A 17,379-nucleotide genomic window follows, 5' to 3' on the forward strand; every position below is an offset into this window, starting at 1 on the left:
CGTCATCCCGGCGAAGGCCGGGATCTCGTCGTCACAATATGACGCACCGGCGAGATACCGGCCTTCGCCGGGATGACGGACAAAGAGCGTCGTTGCGGCACCCTAAGGCTGCCAGACGTGGACCAGATGGCGAGGCAATCGCTTCGGCGCAAGGAGCATCACGTCGATGCGGATGTCGTCGGTCGGCCGCGCGAGGCGCGGAGCCAGCATCGCAGCCGCCGCGGCGACGCGCCGCAGCCGCCGTTCGTCGATCGCCAGGTCGAGATCTTCGGGGCGTTCGCGCCATTTCACTTCGATGAAGGCGAGCGTGCGCCCGCGCCGCGCGACGAGGTCGACCTCGCCCGCGCTCACGCGCAGCCGCTCGCCGACGATCCGCCAGCCGTGCAGCCGCAGCCACCACGCCGCGCGCCGTTCGGCCCTGCGTCCGCGCGCTTCGGCGGCGGCGCGGCTCAAGCCCGGTCCTTGAGCGCCAGCGCCCGCGCATAGACGGGGTGCCGATCGAGGCCATAGCGTTTCGCGACCGCCTTTGCCGCCTGCGCGACGGGCTTGTCGGCCATGGCGGCGCGCAGCGCGGCATCGAGCGTCGCGTCGTCGGCGATTTCGGCGGCCGCTTGGCCCGGCGGGCCGACGACGATCACGATCTCGCCCTTGGGCGGCGCATCGGTGTAGCGTTCGGCGAGTTCGCTCAGCGTCCCCGTCACGCATTCCTCGTAGAGCTTGCTGATCTCGCGTGCGACCGCCGCTTCGCGGTCGCCGAGCCCTTCCGCCAGCGCCTCCAGTGCCGCCGCGAGCCGCGGCCCGCTTTCGTAGAAAACCAGTGTCGATCGCAGCGCGGCGAATTCGGCGATCGTGTCGGCGCGCGCCTTCGCCTTGTTCGGCAGGAAGCCCGCGAACAGGAAGCGGTCGCTCGGCAGCCCCGACAAAGTGATCGCGGCGATCGCGGCGCACGGGCCGGGCAGGGTGGTGACGTGCCGCCCCGCCGCGCGCGCGTCGCGGACGAGCTTGTAGCCGGGGTCCGAAATCAGCGGCGTTCCCGCGTCGGACACCAGAATGACGACTTCGCTCTCCATCCGCGCAACCAAGGCGGCGCGGGCGCGTTCGTCGCTATGATCATGATAGGGGGTCATCGGCACACGCAAACCCAGATGCGACAGCAGCTTCGCGGTCACGCGCGTATCCTCGGCCGCGATCACGTCGGCGGAGGCGAGTGTCGCTGCCGCGCGCGCGCTTATGTCGCCGAGGTTGCCGATGGGCGTCGCAACGATATAGAGACCGGGCAAGGGAGATTTTGAGATGGTCGAATCCGGCATGAAGCCGAAAATGGCAGAAACTGCCCCGCAGCGCCAAGAGAATGCGCCGCCGCGTCGGCAATTGCTGCGCGGGCTCGGCGTCCTGGCGATGGCCGGCTTTCTCGCGGCCTGTCAGGTGGTGCCCAAGGCGACCGGCCCGGCGACTCCGCCGCCGCCGCCCGCCGGCGACAATGTCGGCCCCGGCCTGCCGACCGATACCGACCGGCATCGCGTCGCGCTGCTGGTGCCGGAGAGCGGCACCAACGCCGACGTCGGCACCGCGATCGCCAATGCGACGACGATGGCCTTGCTCGACTCGCGCACTGAAAAGGTCCGGATCACTACCTATGACACCGCGCTCGGCGCCGCTGCGGCGGCGCGGCAGGCGGTCGCCGACGGCAACAAGCTGATCCTCGGTCCCTTGCTCAGCGAGGATGTCGCCGCGGTCGCCCCGATCGCGCGCGCGGCGAAGGTGCCGGTGCTCAGCTTCTCGAACGACAGCAGCGTCGCGGGCAACGGCGTCTTCATCATGGGCTTCGTCCCCGGCCAGTCGGTCGAGCGCGTCGTCGCCTTTGCGCGCAGCAAGGGGCATCAGCGCTTCGGCGCGCTCGTCCCCAAGACCGTCTATGGCGAGCGCTCGACCGCCGCTTTCCGCGCCGCGGTGGCGGCCGCGGGCGGGACGCTGGTGTCGATCGAAAGCTATGACCGCAGCGCGACCGCGCTGACCGGGGCGGCGCGGCGGCTCGCCAATGCGGGCGCGATCGACGCGGTGCTGATCGCCGATTCGGGCGGCAACGCGATCCGCGCCGTGCCGGTGGTGAAGAGCGGCGGCGGCAAGCAGATCCTCGGCACCGAGCTCTGGAACACCGACGCCGCGCTCGGCGGCAATGCGGCGATGCGCGGGGCGTGGTTCGCCAGCGTGTCGGACGGCCTCTACGGCCAGCTCGCCGCCAAATATCGCACGCGCTACGGCAAGGCGCCCTACCGGCTCGCCAGCCTCGGCTATGATTCGGTGCTGCTGACGGTGCGCATCGCGCGCGACTGGAAGCCGGGGACGAATTTCCCGGCGGCGCGACTGATGGCTGCCGACGGGTTCGGCGGTATCGACGGCATCTTCCGCTTCAACAATCGCGGTATCGCCGAGCGCGCGCTCGAAGTGAGCGAGGTCGGGGCAGGCGGCTTCCGCGTCATCGACCCCGCGCCGGCGAAGTGGTAAGGCGCCGCGGCGTGGCTTGACCGCCACAGTCGGACGAAAAGCGTCATCTTTCTGCCACGGGCGGCCTTTACGCCGCGCCCGGCTTCACTATATGAGCGGGGCGCACGTGGATCGCGTCGATTCCGCACGCCTGCCTAAAATACCAGGAGATACAGCTATACCACCGCCGATGACTCGCCGCTCGATGGCGCCCATGCCGCCCAAAAACGGCCCGCGATACAATGAATTCATCGCTTCGCCCAAGGTCCGCGTGATCGACGAGGAAGGCGAGAATCTGGGCGTGATGCTGACGGCCGAAGCAATCGAGCAGGCGGCCGAGGTCGGGCTCGATCTGGTCGAGGTGTCGCCGAACGCCGATCCGCCGGTGTGCAAGTTCCTGGACGTGGGCAAGTTCAAATACGAGGCCCAGAAAAAGGCGAACCTGGCGCGCAAGAGCCAGAAGACGCAGGAAATCAAAGAGATCAAGATGCGTCCGAATATCGACGATCATGATTTCGACGTGAAGATGAAGAAGGTCTTCGATTTTCTGGGCGAAGGCGACAAGGTCAAGATGACCATGCGCTTCCGCGGCCGCGAGATGAGCCATACCCAGCTTGGCCTCAACGTGCTTCAGCGCGTCGCCGAAATGACCGCCGAGATCGCGAAGGTCGAGGCGCACCCGCGCACCGAAGGCCGCCAGATGCTGATGGTGCTCGCGCCGAAGTGAGTTACCCATCCCCTCCGCTTCAGAGGAGGGGCAGCGAGAGTTGCGAGCTTGCTCGCTACTCGCAGCGGGGTGGTGCTCAGCACAGGCGTCCACCACCCCAAACCCCTCCTCTGAAGAGGAGGGGCTTCAATCTTTTCTCATCCGATCCTGAAATCCAGCACCGTCGTCCCCGCAGGGCGACCGCCGCCGACATAGCGGCGCTCAACCATATGGACATCGCCCGCGGCCGACACAGCGACCAGCGTCGATGCGCGCGTGCCATAGACGTCGCCGAGCAGAAACAGCGCCGGGTCGCCCTCGGCGGTCAGCGTGTCGAGCAGGCCTTCGGGGTCGGCGCCGGCTTCGACCACCGCGGCCAGCGCCGCGCGTAGCCGTTCGGCGCGGGGGCAAGGGCTATCGATGGGTTCGTTGGCGAGAGCATGAATGCCGTCCGCCAGCGTCGCGATCAGGGGCTGCGGCCGATTGGTAAGCAGCCGGGCGGTTCCGTTCGTGGCGAACAGATTGAAGGCATTGAACCGATCAAGATCGGCGGCGGTCGGGTCGGCGAAGCGCCCTTCGCCGCGCAGCATGTCGACGACGAGCGCGCCGCGCGAATCCTTCGCCGGATCGGGCATCGCGCCACGCACGTTGGTGACCACGACGACGCGCCCGCTCGGCCGATGCACGCCGAGCCACGTCCCGCCCGCCTGAAGGTCGCGCCCCGCGACGATGCCGCCGCCGTCATCCCATTCGGCGAGCGGCGCGGCGGGGCGCTCGTGAAACTCGTCGCGGTTCCCGATCAGGATCAGCGGCCAGTCGGGATGGACGTGGTGGGCGAGGGCGACGACGCACATGTAGGCGCATATCGGTCGCTGCGACCCCTTTGCCAAGCCGCCATCTCGGTGTGTTGCAACGATATGTCACTCATTGCCGAGGCGGGGGAATGATGATAGCCTCCGCCGATCTTTCTGGAGGGGGAGGTGAATATGAGCAATGCTGTGAAGACGCCCTGGCACCTTTGGGTGGTCGGGGCAGTATCCTTGCTGATCAACGCCTTTCCGGTCGCCGATTTTACGCTGACCAATTTGCAGAATGAATTCTGGCTGTCACCGCTGAACGATGCACAGCGCAGTTTCATCCTTGGCGCGCCGCTTTGGTCGGACGTTTTCTGGGCGCTCGGTGGCTTCGGCGCCTTTGTGGGTTCGTTGCTATTGCTTATGCGGTCGCGCCACGCCGTCACCGCCTTTATCGTGTCGATCATCGGGCTCGCTGGCTCGACACTGTATCAGCATATCCTGAACGGGGAGACGACGAGGCAGCTGTTCCAGAACGTCGCCCTGTTCGTGACACTGACCATTTGGGTCATAATGCTCGCGCTGCTTTTCTACGCCCGCGCGATGAAGGCGAAGGGCGTCCTGCGCTGACTTTAAAAGGGGCGCCTGCGGGCGCCCCCCATCCTACCGCGCCCGAATGAACGCCCGGATGTCCCCGGCCAATTTGTGCCGATCCTCGTCGCGGATGTACATCATGTGCCCCGCATCATAATATTTATACTCGATCCGGTCCTGCGGGATTCCGGTGCGCGACAGCGCATATTCGGCGGCGAAAAAGGGCGTCGCGAAATCATAATAGCCCTGGCCGACGAAGACGCGCAGCCCGCTGTTTTCGCGCAGCGCCTGCCCGATATAGGGCGCGACGTTCAGATAGGCGTTGCTGTCGCGCCCGCCGATCCGCCAGTCCCACGGGCCGACGTTGCCGATCGACTGATATTCGCGATCCGTCTTGAACCCCAGCGTATCGCGCGCCCAGCTATTGATCGCGGCGGTATAGCCTGCGTCGATGCCATAGAAGCTGGGATCATTGTCGGGCTCCTCGCCCGCATTGTCGTAATCCTTGCCGGTATAGCGGCTGTCGAGCCGTCCGATGGTCAGGCCGCGGTCGCGGAGCAGTTCCTTGTAGAAGCGACCGGGCGTCACGCGCAGGTCGGCGCGTTCGAGGAAATCCTCCGACAGGCCGGTGTAGCGCGCGAGTTCGCGGCGGATCGCGGCGCGCTCCCCGCCCTGCAATTTCTGCCCTTTCAACAGCGCCGCGGCATAGGGACCGATCGCCCATTGCCGGGCTTCCTCGGCGAAGGCCTCGACCGACGGTGCGCTCGCCTTGCCGTGATAGAGCGCGGTCGTCGCCATCGAGGGGAGGTTGGTGATATAGCCGAGCTCGTTCCCCGGCGCATCGGAGCCGGCGGCGAAGTCGAGCACGGTCGAGATCAGGATGATCCCGTTGAGGCCGACGTCGTTGAAGGTCTCGTTCATGAGCTGGTTGGCAACCGCCGCCGAGCGCGTCGTGCCATAGCTTTCGCCGCCCAGAAACTTGGGGCTGTTCCAGCGGCCATTCTCGTTCAGCCAGCGTCGGATCACCTCGGCAACCGCCTTCGCATCCTGCGTGATGCCGTAATAATTCTTGGGATCGGCTTTGCCGATCAGGTGCGAAAAGCCCGTGCCCGGCGGGTCGATGAAGACGATGTCGGCGACGTCGAGCAGCGCGTCGGGATTGTCGACGATCGGATAGGGCGGCGCGCCGTCGTCGGTGCCGTTGCCGGGGATCGCGACGCGCTTGGGGCCGAAGGCACCCATCATCAGCCACACGGTGCCCGACCCCGGCCCGCCGTTGAACAGGAAGGTCACCGGCCGGTTCGGGTCGCGCGGCTCCTTGATATAGGCGGTGGTGACGATCGCGGCTTCGGCGACGCCGTCCTGGTTTTTGAGGATCGTCTCGCCGATCGTCGCGGCGTAATTGATCCGCTGTCCGCCGAAGGTGCCGGAAAGCTTGGTGGTGTGGACCTGCGGCACATAGTCGGCGGGCTTTTCGGCTTTCGCCTTGTCGTCTGCTTTGTCCTGCGCATGGAGTGCGGCGGGCGCGGCGAAGGCAAGCGCCAGCGCGATGATCGACAGACCCGTTTTCATGATTTTCTCCCCGATTGCGCGGCGAGACTATGCGGCGCGCAGAGGGGGAGCAAGGTTGCTCGTCGGTTACAGGCGGGATTTCGTCGAAGGGGCGGAACGGTTTATTTTCGAAGCAGGTGCGGAGTGGCTTTACCAAACCAGTATTTTCCGTCCTTGGGTGCCGACCATGGATTGATCGCTTCCCAGCGCTTGCCGGAAAAGTTCATGTCGTCAGGGTCTGCCTCAAGCGCTTGCTTGGTTCGATGCCGCAGCACGCGCGCCGCCTTTGCTTTCCATTCGGCGTCCGACTGGGCGGTGGTATGTCCTGTTATGGGTGTTTTTCGACGGGAGCGGGACATGGCGTCATTCCTATCTCGCCGCGTAAATTGCCGGGCGATAGAGCGGCTCGGGAATAGGAAAGCCTTTTTCCCGCGCAACCTCAAGCCAACCCTCGATCGCGTCGCGTATATTGGAGACCGCTTGCTCGCGCGTGTCCCCATGCGCGGAACAAGGGCGTAGATCGGGGACATCGGCGATCCAGCATTTATCCTCGCCGGACCAGAACAGGTTGATGTGATAATGAGGTTCGTTCACTCGTCGATATATAGGCCATAGGTCTCGATGAGTTCAAGCAGTTCGCGGACCTGATAACGCTTGGCGTCCTTGGTTTCGGGCTGGACCGGAAAGGAGCGCGGCACTTTCGGGTGGACATATTGCCGGTGACTGCCCGTCGTCCGCTCCCATTCGAATCCGAAAGCACGCAACAGCCGCTCGAAATCGCGAAAGCTCACGGTGCGGTTCGATGATTGGAGCAGCAGGGCGTATAGTTTCGCGGGCTTGACCATATACCGATCCTAAGAAGAAAATCGGTCGTTCAGATAGCGCATTTTTTTGGGGTTGTAACAAGGTCGCGTGTAAAAATACTGAAACAAAAATCTTGACTCGCCCCGGGTCCAGAAATTCGGTTGTTCTAAGGATGCCTGTTTGATTTAGCGGATATCACCGCCCCCACTTCGTCTTGCTCTGCTTCCCGAACCGCCCCTTGCGCGTTCCCGGCTTGCCCTCGTTCGAGCGCCCGACCCTCGGCGCCACCTGCTCGTCTGCCGGTAACCCGAGCTCATCGGCTTCCAGTCGCCGGATTTCGTCGCGCAGGCGGCCGGCTTCCTCGAATTCCAGGTCTGCCGCCGCGTCGCGCATCTTCTTTTCGAGGTCGGCGATATAGGCGCGCAGATTGTGGCCGACCATATGGTCGGGCTTGTCGTCGCCGAGGTCGATCGTCACCTGATCCTTGGACGCGACATGCGCGATGATGTCGCCGATGTTGCGTTTGATCGTCGTAGGGGTGATGCCGTGTTCGTCGTTATACGCCTGCTGCTTCTCGCGGCGGCGGTCGGTTTCGCGCATCGCGCGTTCCATGCTGCCGGTGATGCGGTCGGCGTAGAGGATGACGCGCCCGTCGACGTTGCGCGCTGCGCGGCCGATCGTCTGGACGAGGCTGGTCTCGCTGCGCAGGAATCCTTCCTTGTCGGCGTCGAGGATCGCGACGAGCCCGCATTCGGGGATGTCGAGCCCCTCACGCAGCAGGTTGATGCCGACGAGCACGTCAAACACGCCGAGGCGCAGGTCGCGGATGATCTCGATACGCTCCAGCGTCTCGACATCGCTGTGCATGTAGCGGACCTTGAGTCCCGCCTCGTGGAGAAACTCGGTCAGATCCTCGGCCATGCGCTTGGTCAGCGTCGTCACCAGCGTGCGGTATCCGGCGGCCGCGGTCTTTTTCGCTTCGGCGATCAGGTCGTCGACCTGTTCCTCGACCGGCTTGATCTCGACCGGCGGGTCGATGAGGCCGGTGGGGCGGATCACCTGTTCGGCGAAGACGCCTTGGGTGCGGTCCATCTCCCACGTTCCCGGGGTCGCCGACACGCTGACCGTCTGTGGGCGCATCATGTCCCATTCGGCGAAGCGCAGCGGCCGGTTGTCGATGCACGACGGCAGGCGGAAGCCATATTCGGCGAGGGTGATCTTGCGGCGATGGTCGCCCTTCGACATCGCGCCGATCTGCGGGATCGTCTGGTGGCTCTCGTCGACGAAGAGCAGCGCGTTGTCGGGCAGATATTCGAACAGGGTCGGCGGCGGCTCGCCGGGCAAGCGGCCGGTCAGGAAGCGGCTGTAATTCTCGATCCCCGCGCAGCTTCCGGTCGCGGCGATCATCTCGAGGTCGAAATTGGTGCGCTGTTCGAGCCGCTGCGCCTCGAGCAACCGGCCTTCGCCCTCGAGTTCCTTCAGCCGCTCGGCGAGTTCGTGGCGGATCGCCTCGCTCGCCTGCTTGAGCGTCGGGCCGGGGGTCACATAGTGCGAGTTGGCAAAGACGCGCACATAATTCAGGTTGGCGATCTTCTTGCCCGTCAGCGGGTCGAATTCGGTGATTTCCTCGATCTCGTCGCCGAAGAAGCTGACGCGCCACGCCATATCCTCATAATGCGACGGGAAAATCTCCAGCGAGTCCCCGCGCACGCGGAAATTGCCGCGCGCGAACGCCTGGTCGTTGCGCTTGTACTGAAGCGCGACGAGCTTGCGGATGATTTCGCGGCTGTCGGCGACCTGGCCTTTTTTCAGGTCGAAGATCATCGCCGAATAGGTTTCGACCGAGCCGATGCCATAGAGGCAAGACACCGACGCGACGATGATGACGTCGTCGCGTTCGAGCAGCGCGCGCGTTGCCGAGTGGCGCATCCGGTCGATCGCCTCGTTCACCGAGCTTTCCTTCTCGATGTAGGTGTCGGAGCGCGGGACGTAGGCCTCGGGCTGGTAATAGTCGTAATAGCTGACGAAATATTCGACCGCATTGTTCGGAAAGAAGCTCTTGAACTCGCCATAGAGCTGCGCCGCGAGAATCTTGTTCGGCGCGAGGATCAGCGCCGGGCGCTGCAGCTCGTCGATGACCTTCGCCATGGTGAAGGTCTTGCCCGATCCGGTGACGCCGAGCAGCACCTGGTCGCGCTCGCCGGCGAGCGCGGTATCGACCAGTTCGCGAATCGCCGCCGGTTGGTCGCCGGCGGGCTGATAGTCGCTAACCAGTTCGAATCGCTTGCCGCCTTCGACCTTGTCGGGACGTGCAGGCCGGTGCGGGACATAGGCCGCGCTGGTGTCGATTTCGTCGAGCGATGTGCGAATCTGGATTGCCATTGGCGCCAATATGGTATCGATGGGGCTCAACCACAAATATTAGGGTCCGGCCCCACTATTTCCGGGTCCGAGGTTTGAAGCGATTTTGCTCAGGGCGAGGAGGCAAGGCATAGGAATATGTCGATATTTCAAGACTTGCCGACGAAGCCATGGGCAAAATCGATCAAATCCCGCAGGGACGCCGAAATGGCTTCGATCTTGGGCTCGTGCGGCCTTGCGGGTAGCGATGCTACCCGCTGCATCCGCCCAAACCCAATCTCTTCGCCATTTCGACGCCTCGGACCCGGAAATAGTGGGGCCGGACCCTAAGCTGGGCAACCAATTGGTCGCGTTCGAGTTTCCGATCTGCTCAACAGGAGGATGAATTCCATGAAGAAATTTGTGACGATTGCGGCTCTCGGGGTCGCGCTGGCCGTCTCGGGCTGCGGCAAGAGCGAAAATAATGCCGGCGGCACCGTCAAGCGCGAAGCCGGAAACTGGAAGACCGACGTCAAGCTGGTGAAATTCGAAGTCCCCGGCATGCCGGCCGAAATGAAGGACGGCATGGCGAAGATGATGGAAGGCGCCAGCGGCATGGACCAGTGCTTCACGCAGGAGCAGGTCGACAAGGAGGATATCGCCTCCGAACTCGCCAAGGGTCCCGGCAACGGCGGCGAGTGCAAATGGTCGAAGAAGGATGTCAGCGGCGGCAAGATCGACGTCGCGGGCACCTGCACCGCCAACGGCCAGACGGTCGATATGGCGATGAACGGCACGATGGAAGCGAAGAAGACCGACGTGACGATCACAACCAAGGGCAAGGTGCCGAACGGGCAGGGCGATATGGAAATGGTGCTCCAGATGACGAGCACGCACACCGGCCCGTGCAAGGACGGCGCGGCGACGACCAAGAGCTGAGCGCTCGCGTCGCTGACGAAAAGCCGAAGGGCGCCGATGCAAATCGGCGCCCTTTTTCTTTGGGAGGCATCGGGGAGGGATGGACTTGCCGGAAGGGAGGCAGGTGGGGCTGCTCCCCTTCCGGCGAAGTCTCTGTTCAATGGAACCGCGAGACGTTTCGAAAGGCGCCAGGGACCAGCTCGCACCCTTCGGTCTTGCGACCCCATTTGTTCGGGTCGGGCACGAGGCTCGATCCGAACCACGACCGCCAAGGGCGTGCCGCGACCCTTGAACGATCTCACGCACTGGGGCAGGAGGACAGTTACAATGGGTCACGTCGCGGCGTGTAGCCGGATGGTAAGGTTTTCTTTACCATTGCCCCCCAATTTCCGGGCCGTTTGGAGCAACGCCGTGATTTTGTTATAAGGTCGTGGTCGCCTGTTACCGTTACATCATCGGGAAATCGGTGGCCGTCCCCGTCGAATGGCGTATCTACCGCGCGCCACGCAAAGGGCATTTGAGGGTTGCATGGACCGCACGACAACGAACCAGCTTCCGGGACGCGATGATGACGACCGGATTATCGCGGCCGAGCATGAGCGGCTCCGCGCGTCGCCGTTGTTCACGCGGTCGCCGGTTCTGTCGCGCTTGCTCCAATTCCTGGTCGAGCATCGCCTGAACGGCGGGCGCAGCGCCCCCAAAGCCTATGCCATCGCGACTGAGGCGCTGGGTCGCAACGCCGATTTCGACCCCGCCGTCGACAGCTATCCGCGTGTCATGGTGGGACGGCTTCGGACGCTGCTCGATCGCTATTATGCCGAAACCGCGTGGGTTCATCGCCTGCGCGTGCCGCAGGGAAGTTATGAGATCGTGGTTCAGCGCCGCGCCTCACCTCCGGTGCGGCCCGCGGCCGGGGATGACGGCGTATCGTCGGTTGACGGGTCTGACGAGGCCCTGCCGCCATCGCGCCCCGACGACCGCACCGTGTCGGCGCGTCGTTCGCGGGGATTTCGTTGGCTCTGGACCGTTCCGCTCGTCGCGTTCGCACTGGCGGCGGGATGGTGGGCCTCTGCCAATTGGGGGCGCTTGACGCATTCCGCCGCGCGGCCGGTGCCGCTGCTCGAGATCGCGATGCCTCAATCGGGCGACACGCCGGTATCGCGCGCGCTGGCCCGCGCGCTCGAAAGCCGGCTTCGCGACGGGCTGCGCCGCTTCGACCTGGTCGATCTCAGAAGCGCCGCGCCCGCCGGCGCGGCATCGTCGGCGCGCGCCGATTACCGGCTGGACGCATCGATCGTTCGCACGATCGATGGACCCGCCGACGTCACGCTGGTGCTCAATCGCCTGGTCGATCAGCGCACCATCTGGTCGCAGCAATTCCACCTGGCCAAGGCTGAAATGCCCGAATTCGCCGCGATCGATCCCGCGATCGCCCAGGTCGCAGGCGATTATGGCATCATCGTGCGCGATCAGGTTCAGCGGAACCCCGACGATTTCGCCCCCGGCTATCCCTGCCTCGCGCAATTCAACCGGATTCGGCAGATGCGCAATCCACAGGGGGTGCGGCAGATCGACGCCTGCCTGCGCGCGACCCTCGATCGCAAGCCGAACGACCCGGTCGCGCTGAACGCGCTGTCGCTGCTTCGTTTCGGCGACTGGCAGGCGCGCCGCAACACGCCTGATGGGGCCAAGGCCTTCGCCGAGGCCCGGTCGCTGGCGCTGCGCGCCTATGAAAATGGCGCGGGCACGGCGGCGGGCCTGTTCGCGATGGCGCGTGCGAATTTTTACGGGCGCAATTGCGCGGGCGGGCTGGCGATGGGCGACGGCGCTCTGCGGCTCAACCCCTATGATGCCGATCTGGCCGGGTTCATGGGGCTGTTCAAGCTGGCGTGCGGCCACGGCGCGGAGGGAGAGCAACTGTTGCAGCGCTCGCTCGACCTCGATTCCTCCTATCCGGGTGTGCCGGCGGTGACGCTGGCGTTCGTCCGATCGCAGGCGGGCGATCAGGACGGAGCGATGGCAATTCTCGATCGCGTCCCGTCGCCCAGCAAGATGGAGCCGCAATATCTGCTCATCCGGTCGATCGTGCTGGCGCGTCAGGGACATTTGCCCGAAGCGCGTGCGGGCTGGCAGCGGCTGCTCGCCTTTACGAAACAGCCTGCAAACGCGGCGCCCGAAGCAGTGCTGGGGCAGTTCATGATCACGCCCGCCGTGATCGAGCGGGCGTCGGCGGCGGTGCGCGAATCGGGCATCGTTGCGCCGGCGGCGGCGCGCTGACGCCGGACGCGACGGCCGGTTGCGCAAAGACTTGCGGGCGGCCCTTGCCCTTCCTATTTTCAACGCGGGCACCGGAAGACGGGAAGGGGGAAACTGGCCGGGAGCGATGAGCGAACGCCGGTCGGACCGAAACCTTTCGCCTCACTGCTAGGCGCCAGCCCTCTTGCCAGCCCAGCCGCTGGGCACTAGGGCAAATTCCAACATTCACGACATAGTCAGAAAAAAGGAACTGTGCATGAGCGATTCGGCCGAAAAGGTTAAGAAGATCGTCGTCGAACATCTGGGCGTCGAAGCCGACAAGGTTACCGAAGAGGCGAGCTTCATCGACGACCTGGGCGCCGACAGCCTCGACATCGTTGAACTGGTGATGGCGTTCGAGGAAGAATTCGGTGTCGAAATCCCTGACGACGCGGCGGAAAAGATCGCCACCGTCAAGGACGCGATCGACTATATCGAAGCGAACAAGGGCTAAGGCGAGCCTGTCCGGCATAGCCGGATATGGGCGCTCAAGCCGCCCGCATGTTTCCGGCTTCCCGGCCCCGAGCGTTCGCGCGCAGTGGCTGGGAAGCCTTTTTTATGGATGTGCGTCCACGAATTTGATGCGGCGGCCTGCGGGGGCAGGGGCCGACGAAAGGAATGTCTATGCGCCGGATTGTGGTGACGGGATTGGGTTTGGTGACGCCGCTGGGCGCCGACGTGGAAACCACCTGGAAAAATCTGATCGCCGGCAAATCGGGCGCGGGGCAGATCACGCGTTTCGATGCGTCAGATCAGAAATGCACGATCGCGTGCGAGGTAAAGCCCGCCGACCATGAATATGGCTTCGACCCCGGCAAGCGTGTCGATCATAAGGTCCAGCGCCAGGTCGATCCCTTCATCGTCTATGGCATCGACGCCGCGGGCCAGGCACTCGAAGACGCCGGTCTCGCCGAGATGGACGAGGAAACCAAGCTGCGCGCGGGCTGCTCGATCGGTTCGGGAATCGGCGGCCTGCCGGGAATCGAGAGCGAAAGCCTGCTGCTCGCCGAAAAGGGGCCGGGCCGCGTTTCGCCTCACTTCGTCCACGGCCGCCTGATCAACCTGATCTCGGGCCAGGTCAGCATCAAATACGGGCTGATGGGGCCGAATCACGCCGTCGTCACCGCCTGCTCGACCGGCGCCCATTCGATCGGCGATGCCGCGCGGATGATCCGCGACGGCGACGCCGACATCATGCTTGCGGGCGGCGCCGAATCGACGATCTGCCCGATCGGCATCGCCGGCTTCGCGCAGGCGCGCGCGCTGAACATGAGCAGCAACGACGCGCCCGAAAAGGCGAGCCGCCCTTATGACAAGGACCGCGACGGCTTTGTGATGGGCGAGGGCGCGGGCGTCGTGGTGCTCGAGGAATATGAGCATGCCAAGGCGCGCGGCGCGAAAATCTATGCCGAGGTCGTCGGTTACGGTCTTTCAGGGGACGCCTATCACGTCACCGCGCCGCACCCCGACGGCTTCGGTGCCTATCGTTCGATGGAGATGGCGCTGAAAAAGGCGGGCATGACCCCCGCCGACATCGACTATATCAACGCCCACGGCACGTCGACGATGGCCGACACGATCGAGCTCGGTGCGGTCAAGCGCCTGTTCGGCGATGCGATCGGCGACGTGTCGATGAGCTCGACCAAGTCGGCGATCGGCCATCTGCTCGGCGGCGCCGGCGCGGTCGAGACGATCTTCTGCATCCTTGCGATCCGCGACCAGATCGTCCCGCCGACGCTCAACCTCGACAATCCCGACGAGGGCACCGAGGGCGTCGACCTCGTCCCGCACACGGCGAAGAAGCGCAAGGTTCGCGCCGCGCTCAACAACAGTTTCGGCTTCGGCGGCACCAACGCCAGCCTGATCGTCAAGGCGGTCGATTAAGCCACCTTGATCCGTTTGCCCTGAGCTTGTCGAAGGGCGGTTTTTTCTTCGGGCCGAGCCAAAGAGAAGGACGGTGCTTCGACAAGCTCAGCACGAACGGGGTTGGAACTAGGGCGAATGACCATAACACGCCTGTTGCTGGTGTCCTTTCTCGCTCTCCTCCTCGCCGCCTGTTCGGGTGGCGCGCCGCGCGATGCCGAAATCGTCATTCCGCCCGGCGCGAGCATCGCCAAGGCGGGGGATATCCTCGAAAAGGCGGGCGCGTTGTCGGCGTCGAGCTTTCGCAACCACGCGCGGCTCTTCGGCGGCGGCGATCCGATCAAGCCCGGCGAGTATAAGATCGAAAAGGGAATGGATGCGGGAGACATCCTGCGCCTTCTCCAGTCGGGCAAGACCATCCAGCGCCTGATCATGATCCCGCAGGGCATGCCCTCGATCATGGTCCGCGACCGGCTGATGGCGGAGCCGCGTCTGAAAGGCGACATTCCGGTGCCCGCCGAAGGGAGCATCCTTCCCGACTCCTATGCCTTCACCACCGGCGAGAGCCGCGCCGCGGTCGTGGCGCGGATGCAGGCGGCGATGGACAAGGCGTTCGCCGAACTCTGGGCGAAGCGCAGTCCGCGCACCGCAGCGAGGGACCGCAACGAAGCGATGACCCTCGCCTCGATCGTCGAGAAGGAAACCTCAGTTCCGGCCGAACGCCGCACGGTCGCGGGCGTTTATACCAACCGCCTCGCGGTCGGTATGAAACTGCAGGCCGACCCCACCATCATCTATCCGATCACCAGGGGCAAGCCGCTCGGCCGCCGCATCCTGCGCTCCGAAATTCTCGCGGTGAACGATTACAACACCTACAGCATGGTCGGGCTGCCCAAGGGACCGATCGCCAACCCCGGCAAGGCATCGATTGCCGCGGTGCTCGACCCCGAACCGAACGACTATCTCTATTTCGTCGCCAAAGGCGACGGCGGACACGTCTTCGCGCGCACGCTGGCCGAGCATAATGCGAACGTCCAGAAATGGTATCAACTGCGCCGCGAGCGCGGAGAGATGTAGGACAAGCGGCCGACGGTTGCCGCGAGGAGGGGAGACACGATGCGTCGCTTTTTGGGGCTTTCCGCCGGGATATTCTGGCTTGCGGCCTGCATGAACGGCGGCGGCGCGGCTGACCGGCCCGCCGCCGATGTCCGCATCGAAACGGGGCCGCGGCTCGGCGCTCCGCGTGCAACGCATCAGCTCGTCGCGACCGGTGACGGAACATTGCTGGCGATCGGCGGGTGCGTCCGCGTGAATTGCGAGGCGGGGCCGGACAGCGCGACGGTCGATATCATCGATGGCGCGGCCATGCGCCTGTCGCGCCACGGGCAGTTGCTCGCCGAACGGATCCAGCCGTCGGCGGCGGCCTTGCCCGATGGGCGCGTGCTCATCCTCGGCGGCTGGGTCGACGGACGGGTGTCGGCGACGACCGAAATTTTCGATCCGAAGACCGGAACATCGATCGCGGGCCCGGTGATGTCGGCGCCGCGCAATGCGCCCACCATCGCCAGGCTGGCCGATGGCCGCATCCTGGTGGCGGGCGGCTATGACGGGCGCGACGTGCGCGCCGATGCCGAAATCTTCGATCCCGCGACGGGGCGCCTGTCGGCAACGGGCACGTTGGGGACCGCGCGTAGCGGTGCGACCGGCACCTTGCTGGCCGATGGCCGCATCCTCGTCGCGGGCGGCGGACGCCCCGACCGCGAACCGCGCCGGGCGCTGGCGAGCGCCGAACTGTTCGATCCGGCCGAGGGACGCTTCCAGCCCGCTGGCGCGCTGGCGACCGCGCGCTACAAACATGGCGCGGTTCGTCTGGCGAATGGCGATGTGCTGGTCGTCGGCGGGTCGGACGAACGCGATTATGGCGGAAAGCTGCGCTCGGTCGAACGGTTCGACGTCGCTGCCGGCCGTTTCGTGCCGGCGGGACAGCTTGCCGATCCGCGCTTCAAGATCGCCGATGGCCTGCTGCTCTTGCCCGGCAACCGCGTGCTCGTCGCCGCGGGCGATGCCGCGCCCGAAATCTTCGATGTCGCGAGCGGCCGCGGAACGCGGCTCGATTACGACCTTGGCGGGCAGTGGAACTATATGACGCTGGCGCGCGCGGGGGCGAACAGTGCGCTGCTCGCGGGCGGTTATCGCGAGGGTCGGATCGAGCCGACCGACCGCAGCTGGATCATCCATTTACCGAAAGGGGCATCCTGATGGCCGCAAAGCTTTTTCTCCACGGCGTGCCCGACAGCCCGGCGATCTGGCGCCCGCTGCTTGACCGACTCGATCTCGGCGACACGCCCGTCGCTGTCCCCGCGCTGCCCGGTTTTACCGGGCCGCTTCCCGCGGGCTTTGCCGCGACCAAGGAGGCTTATGCCGACTGGGCGGTGGGCGAGGCGGAAGCGCTGTTCGCGCAGCACGGCCCGATCGACATCGTCGGCCACGACTGGGGGGCGCTGATCGCGCAGCGCGTGGCGATGCTGCGTCCCGACCTGATCCGAAGCTGGGCGGTTTCGAACGCCGTGATCGATCCCGACTATCGCGGGCACCGGATCGCGCGAATCTGGAACACGCCGATCCTCGGCGAAATCTTCATGGCGTTGAGCGCGCCCGCGAAGCTCGCTCAAGGGCTTGCGGCGCAAGGCATGCCGGCGGATATCGCCGCGGAGGAAGCCGGGCAATGGGCGAACAAGGACAAAAGGCGTGCGATCCTGAAACTCTATCGGTCGGCGAAGGGACTCAGTTTCGAGCATGACTGGGCGCGCGACATCGACAAGCTGCCCGCGAACGGCGCGCTGATCTGGGGCGCGGGCGATCCCTATGTCGAATTGTCGGTGGCTGAGCGATTCGCCGCGAACACCGGCGTGCCGCTGACGGTGATCGAAGGGGCAGGGCATTGGGCAATCGCCGAACGTCCGGCCGAGGTTGCAGCGGCGCTGCACGCATTCTGGAGTCGATTGTAAAATAGGCGCTTTTTTGCCCATC

Annotated in this window: 18 protein-coding genes; 10 read left to right on the plus strand and 8 right to left on the minus strand. The window is 65.0% G+C overall.

Going from position 1 to position 17,379, the window contains the following annotated elements:
* Nucleotides 1-102 precede the first annotated feature (102 nt).
* Together ACVENA_RS05600 and rsmI are read right to left on the minus strand one after the other, a co-directional pair.
* Complete coding sequence (locus ACVENA_RS05600; RefSeq protein WP_449327975.1) at nucleotides 103-453, minus strand: YraN family protein; 351 nt, start codon at nucleotides 451-453, stop codon at nucleotides 103-105.
* Nucleotides 450-1,310 carry a 16S rRNA (cytidine(1402)-2'-O)-methyltransferase gene (gene rsmI / locus ACVENA_RS05605; protein ID WP_449327976.1) on the minus strand — a complete coding sequence of 287 codons (861 nt, stop codon included), beginning with the start codon at nucleotides 1,308-1,310 and terminating at the stop codon, nucleotides 450-452. Before rsmI ends, ACVENA_RS05600 begins: the two co-directional genes overlap by 4 nt.
* 10 nt (nucleotides 1,311-1,320) lie before the next feature.
* On the opposite strand from rsmI, the gene ACVENA_RS05610 reads away from it, so the two are divergent.
* The gene (locus ACVENA_RS05610) at nucleotides 1,321-2,505 is read left to right on the plus strand and encodes a penicillin-binding protein activator (protein WP_449327977.1); all 1,185 of its coding nucleotides are present in this window, start codon (nucleotides 1,321-1,323) and stop codon (nucleotides 2,503-2,505) included.
* 169 nt (nucleotides 2,506-2,674) lie between these two features.
* A complete protein-coding gene (gene infC, locus ACVENA_RS05615) occupies nucleotides 2,675-3,211 on the plus strand; it encodes a translation initiation factor IF-3 (RefSeq protein ID WP_257548930.1) in 537 nt (178 codons plus the stop codon).
* A 137-nt stretch (nucleotides 3,212-3,348) separates the two neighbouring features.
* Here infC and ACVENA_RS05620 read toward each other — a convergent pair whose 3' ends face one another.
* On the minus strand, nucleotides 3,349-4,044 hold the full coding sequence (locus tag ACVENA_RS05620) for an NRDE family protein (protein ID WP_449327978.1): 696 nt from the start codon (nucleotides 4,042-4,044) through the stop codon (nucleotides 3,349-3,351).
* 132 nt (nucleotides 4,045-4,176) lie between these two features.
* On the opposite strand from ACVENA_RS05620, the gene ACVENA_RS05625 reads away from it, so the two are divergent.
* Complete coding sequence (locus tag ACVENA_RS05625) at nucleotides 4,177-4,614, plus strand: hypothetical protein (protein WP_449328897.1); 438 nt, start codon at nucleotides 4,177-4,179, stop codon at nucleotides 4,612-4,614.
* Nucleotides 4,615-4,647: 33 nt separating this feature from the next.
* Here ACVENA_RS05625 and ACVENA_RS05630 read toward each other — a convergent pair whose 3' ends face one another.
* From ACVENA_RS05630 to uvrB, 5 genes are all read right to left on the minus strand, one after another.
* Nucleotides 4,648-6,150, minus strand: a complete 1,503-nt coding sequence (locus tag ACVENA_RS05630; protein WP_449327979.1) for a S10 family peptidase — start codon at nucleotides 6,148-6,150, stop codon at nucleotides 4,648-4,650.
* Between the two features lie 101 nt (nucleotides 6,151-6,251).
* Nucleotides 6,252-6,488, minus strand: a complete 237-nt coding sequence (locus ACVENA_RS05635) for a hypothetical protein (RefSeq protein WP_449327980.1) — start codon at nucleotides 6,486-6,488, stop codon at nucleotides 6,252-6,254.
* 10 nt (nucleotides 6,489-6,498) lie between these two features.
* The gene (locus ACVENA_RS05640; RefSeq protein WP_449327981.1) at nucleotides 6,499-6,723 is read right to left on the minus strand and encodes a type II toxin-antitoxin system HicB family antitoxin; all 225 of its coding nucleotides are present in this window, start codon (nucleotides 6,721-6,723) and stop codon (nucleotides 6,499-6,501) included.
* Nucleotides 6,720-6,974 (minus strand): type II toxin-antitoxin system HicA family toxin, encoded by a 255-nt coding sequence (locus tag ACVENA_RS05645; protein WP_449327982.1) that lies wholly within the window; start codon nucleotides 6,972-6,974, stop codon nucleotides 6,720-6,722. The genes ACVENA_RS05640 and ACVENA_RS05645 overlap by 4 nt, the downstream gene beginning before the upstream one ends.
* A 154-nt stretch (nucleotides 6,975-7,128) precedes the next feature.
* On the minus strand, nucleotides 7,129-9,315 hold the full coding sequence (uvrB, locus tag ACVENA_RS05650) for an excinuclease ABC subunit UvrB (protein WP_449327983.1): 2,187 nt from the start codon (nucleotides 9,313-9,315) through the stop codon (nucleotides 7,129-7,131).
* 369 nt (nucleotides 9,316-9,684) lie between these two features.
* Between uvrB and ACVENA_RS05655 the strand changes: the two genes are divergently transcribed.
* The 7 genes from ACVENA_RS05655 (at nucleotide 9,685) to ACVENA_RS05685 (ending at nucleotide 17,357) form a co-directional block, all read left to right on the plus strand.
* The gene (locus tag ACVENA_RS05655; RefSeq protein ID WP_257548941.1) at nucleotides 9,685-10,212 is read left to right on the plus strand and encodes a DUF3617 domain-containing protein; all 528 of its coding nucleotides are present in this window, start codon (nucleotides 9,685-9,687) and stop codon (nucleotides 10,210-10,212) included.
* Between the two features lie 507 nt (nucleotides 10,213-10,719).
* Entirely contained in the window at nucleotides 10,720-12,468 is a 1,749-nt protein-coding gene (locus ACVENA_RS05660; RefSeq protein ID WP_449327984.1) for a tetratricopeptide repeat protein, read from the plus strand.
* A gap of 235 nt (nucleotides 12,469-12,703) precedes the next feature.
* Complete coding sequence (locus tag ACVENA_RS05665; RefSeq protein WP_003039428.1) at nucleotides 12,704-12,940, plus strand: acyl carrier protein; 237 nt, start codon at nucleotides 12,704-12,706, stop codon at nucleotides 12,938-12,940.
* A gap of 170 nt (nucleotides 12,941-13,110) precedes the next feature.
* A complete protein-coding gene (gene fabF / locus ACVENA_RS05670) occupies nucleotides 13,111-14,370 on the plus strand; it encodes a beta-ketoacyl-ACP synthase II (protein ID WP_449327985.1) in 1,260 nt (419 codons plus the stop codon).
* Between the two features lie 117 nt (nucleotides 14,371-14,487).
* Entirely contained in the window at nucleotides 14,488-15,426 is a 939-nt protein-coding gene (gene mltG, locus ACVENA_RS05675) for an endolytic transglycosylase MltG (RefSeq protein WP_449327986.1), read from the plus strand.
* A 39-nt stretch (nucleotides 15,427-15,465) separates the two neighbouring features.
* A complete protein-coding gene (locus tag ACVENA_RS05680) occupies nucleotides 15,466-16,608 on the plus strand; it encodes a Kelch repeat-containing protein (RefSeq protein WP_449327987.1) in 1,143 nt (380 codons plus the stop codon).
* Entirely contained in the window at nucleotides 16,608-17,357 is a 750-nt protein-coding gene (locus ACVENA_RS05685; RefSeq protein WP_449327988.1) for an alpha/beta fold hydrolase, read from the plus strand. Before ACVENA_RS05680 ends, ACVENA_RS05685 begins: the two co-directional genes overlap by 1 nt.
* Nucleotides 17,358-17,379: the final 22 nt, after the last annotated feature.

Source organism: Sphingopyxis sp. 550A, from assembly GCF_053569535.1.

What these genes read in the sequence shown, in the direction of transcription:
- rsmI (WP_449327976.1), bottom strand. Translation starts at nt 1,310, where the DNA reads ATGCCGGATTCGACCATCTCAAAATCTCCCTTGCCCGGTCTCTATATC.
- ACVENA_RS05610 (WP_449327977.1), top strand. Translation starts at nt 1,321, where the DNA reads ATGGCAGAAACTGCCCCGCAGCGCCAAGAGAATGCGCCGCCGCGTCGG.
- infC (WP_257548930.1), top strand. Translation starts at nt 2,675, where the DNA reads ATGACTCGCCGCTCGATGGCGCCCATGCCGCCCAAAAACGGCCCGCGA.
- ACVENA_RS05620 (WP_449327978.1), bottom strand. Translation starts at nt 4,044, where the DNA reads ATGTGCGTCGTCGCCCTCGCCCACCACGTCCATCCCGACTGGCCGCTG.
- ACVENA_RS05625 (WP_449328897.1), top strand. Translation starts at nt 4,177, where the DNA reads ATGAGCAATGCTGTGAAGACGCCCTGGCACCTTTGGGTGGTCGGGGCA.
- ACVENA_RS05630 (WP_449327979.1), bottom strand. Translation starts at nt 6,150, where the DNA reads ATGAAAACGGGTCTGTCGATCATCGCGCTGGCGCTTGCCTTCGCCGCG.
- ACVENA_RS05635 (WP_449327980.1), bottom strand. Translation starts at nt 6,488, where the DNA reads ATGTCCCGCTCCCGTCGAAAAACACCCATAACAGGACATACCACCGCC.
- ACVENA_RS05645 (WP_449327982.1), bottom strand. Translation starts at nt 6,974, where the DNA reads ATGGTCAAGCCCGCGAAACTATACGCCCTGCTGCTCCAATCATCGAAC.
- uvrB (WP_449327983.1), bottom strand. Translation starts at nt 9,315, where the DNA reads ATGGCAATCCAGATTCGCACATCGCTCGACGAAATCGACACCAGCGCG.
- ACVENA_RS05655 (WP_257548941.1), top strand. Translation starts at nt 9,685, where the DNA reads ATGAAGAAATTTGTGACGATTGCGGCTCTCGGGGTCGCGCTGGCCGTC.
- ACVENA_RS05660 (WP_449327984.1), top strand. Translation starts at nt 10,720, where the DNA reads ATGGACCGCACGACAACGAACCAGCTTCCGGGACGCGATGATGACGAC.
- ACVENA_RS05665 (WP_003039428.1), top strand. Translation starts at nt 12,704, where the DNA reads ATGAGCGATTCGGCCGAAAAGGTTAAGAAGATCGTCGTCGAACATCTG.
- fabF (WP_449327985.1), top strand. Translation starts at nt 13,111, where the DNA reads ATGCGCCGGATTGTGGTGACGGGATTGGGTTTGGTGACGCCGCTGGGC.
- mltG (WP_449327986.1), top strand. Translation starts at nt 14,488, where the DNA reads ATGACCATAACACGCCTGTTGCTGGTGTCCTTTCTCGCTCTCCTCCTC.
- ACVENA_RS05680 (WP_449327987.1), top strand. Translation starts at nt 15,466, where the DNA reads ATGCGTCGCTTTTTGGGGCTTTCCGCCGGGATATTCTGGCTTGCGGCC.
- ACVENA_RS05685 (WP_449327988.1), top strand. Translation starts at nt 16,608, where the DNA reads ATGGCCGCAAAGCTTTTTCTCCACGGCGTGCCCGACAGCCCGGCGATC.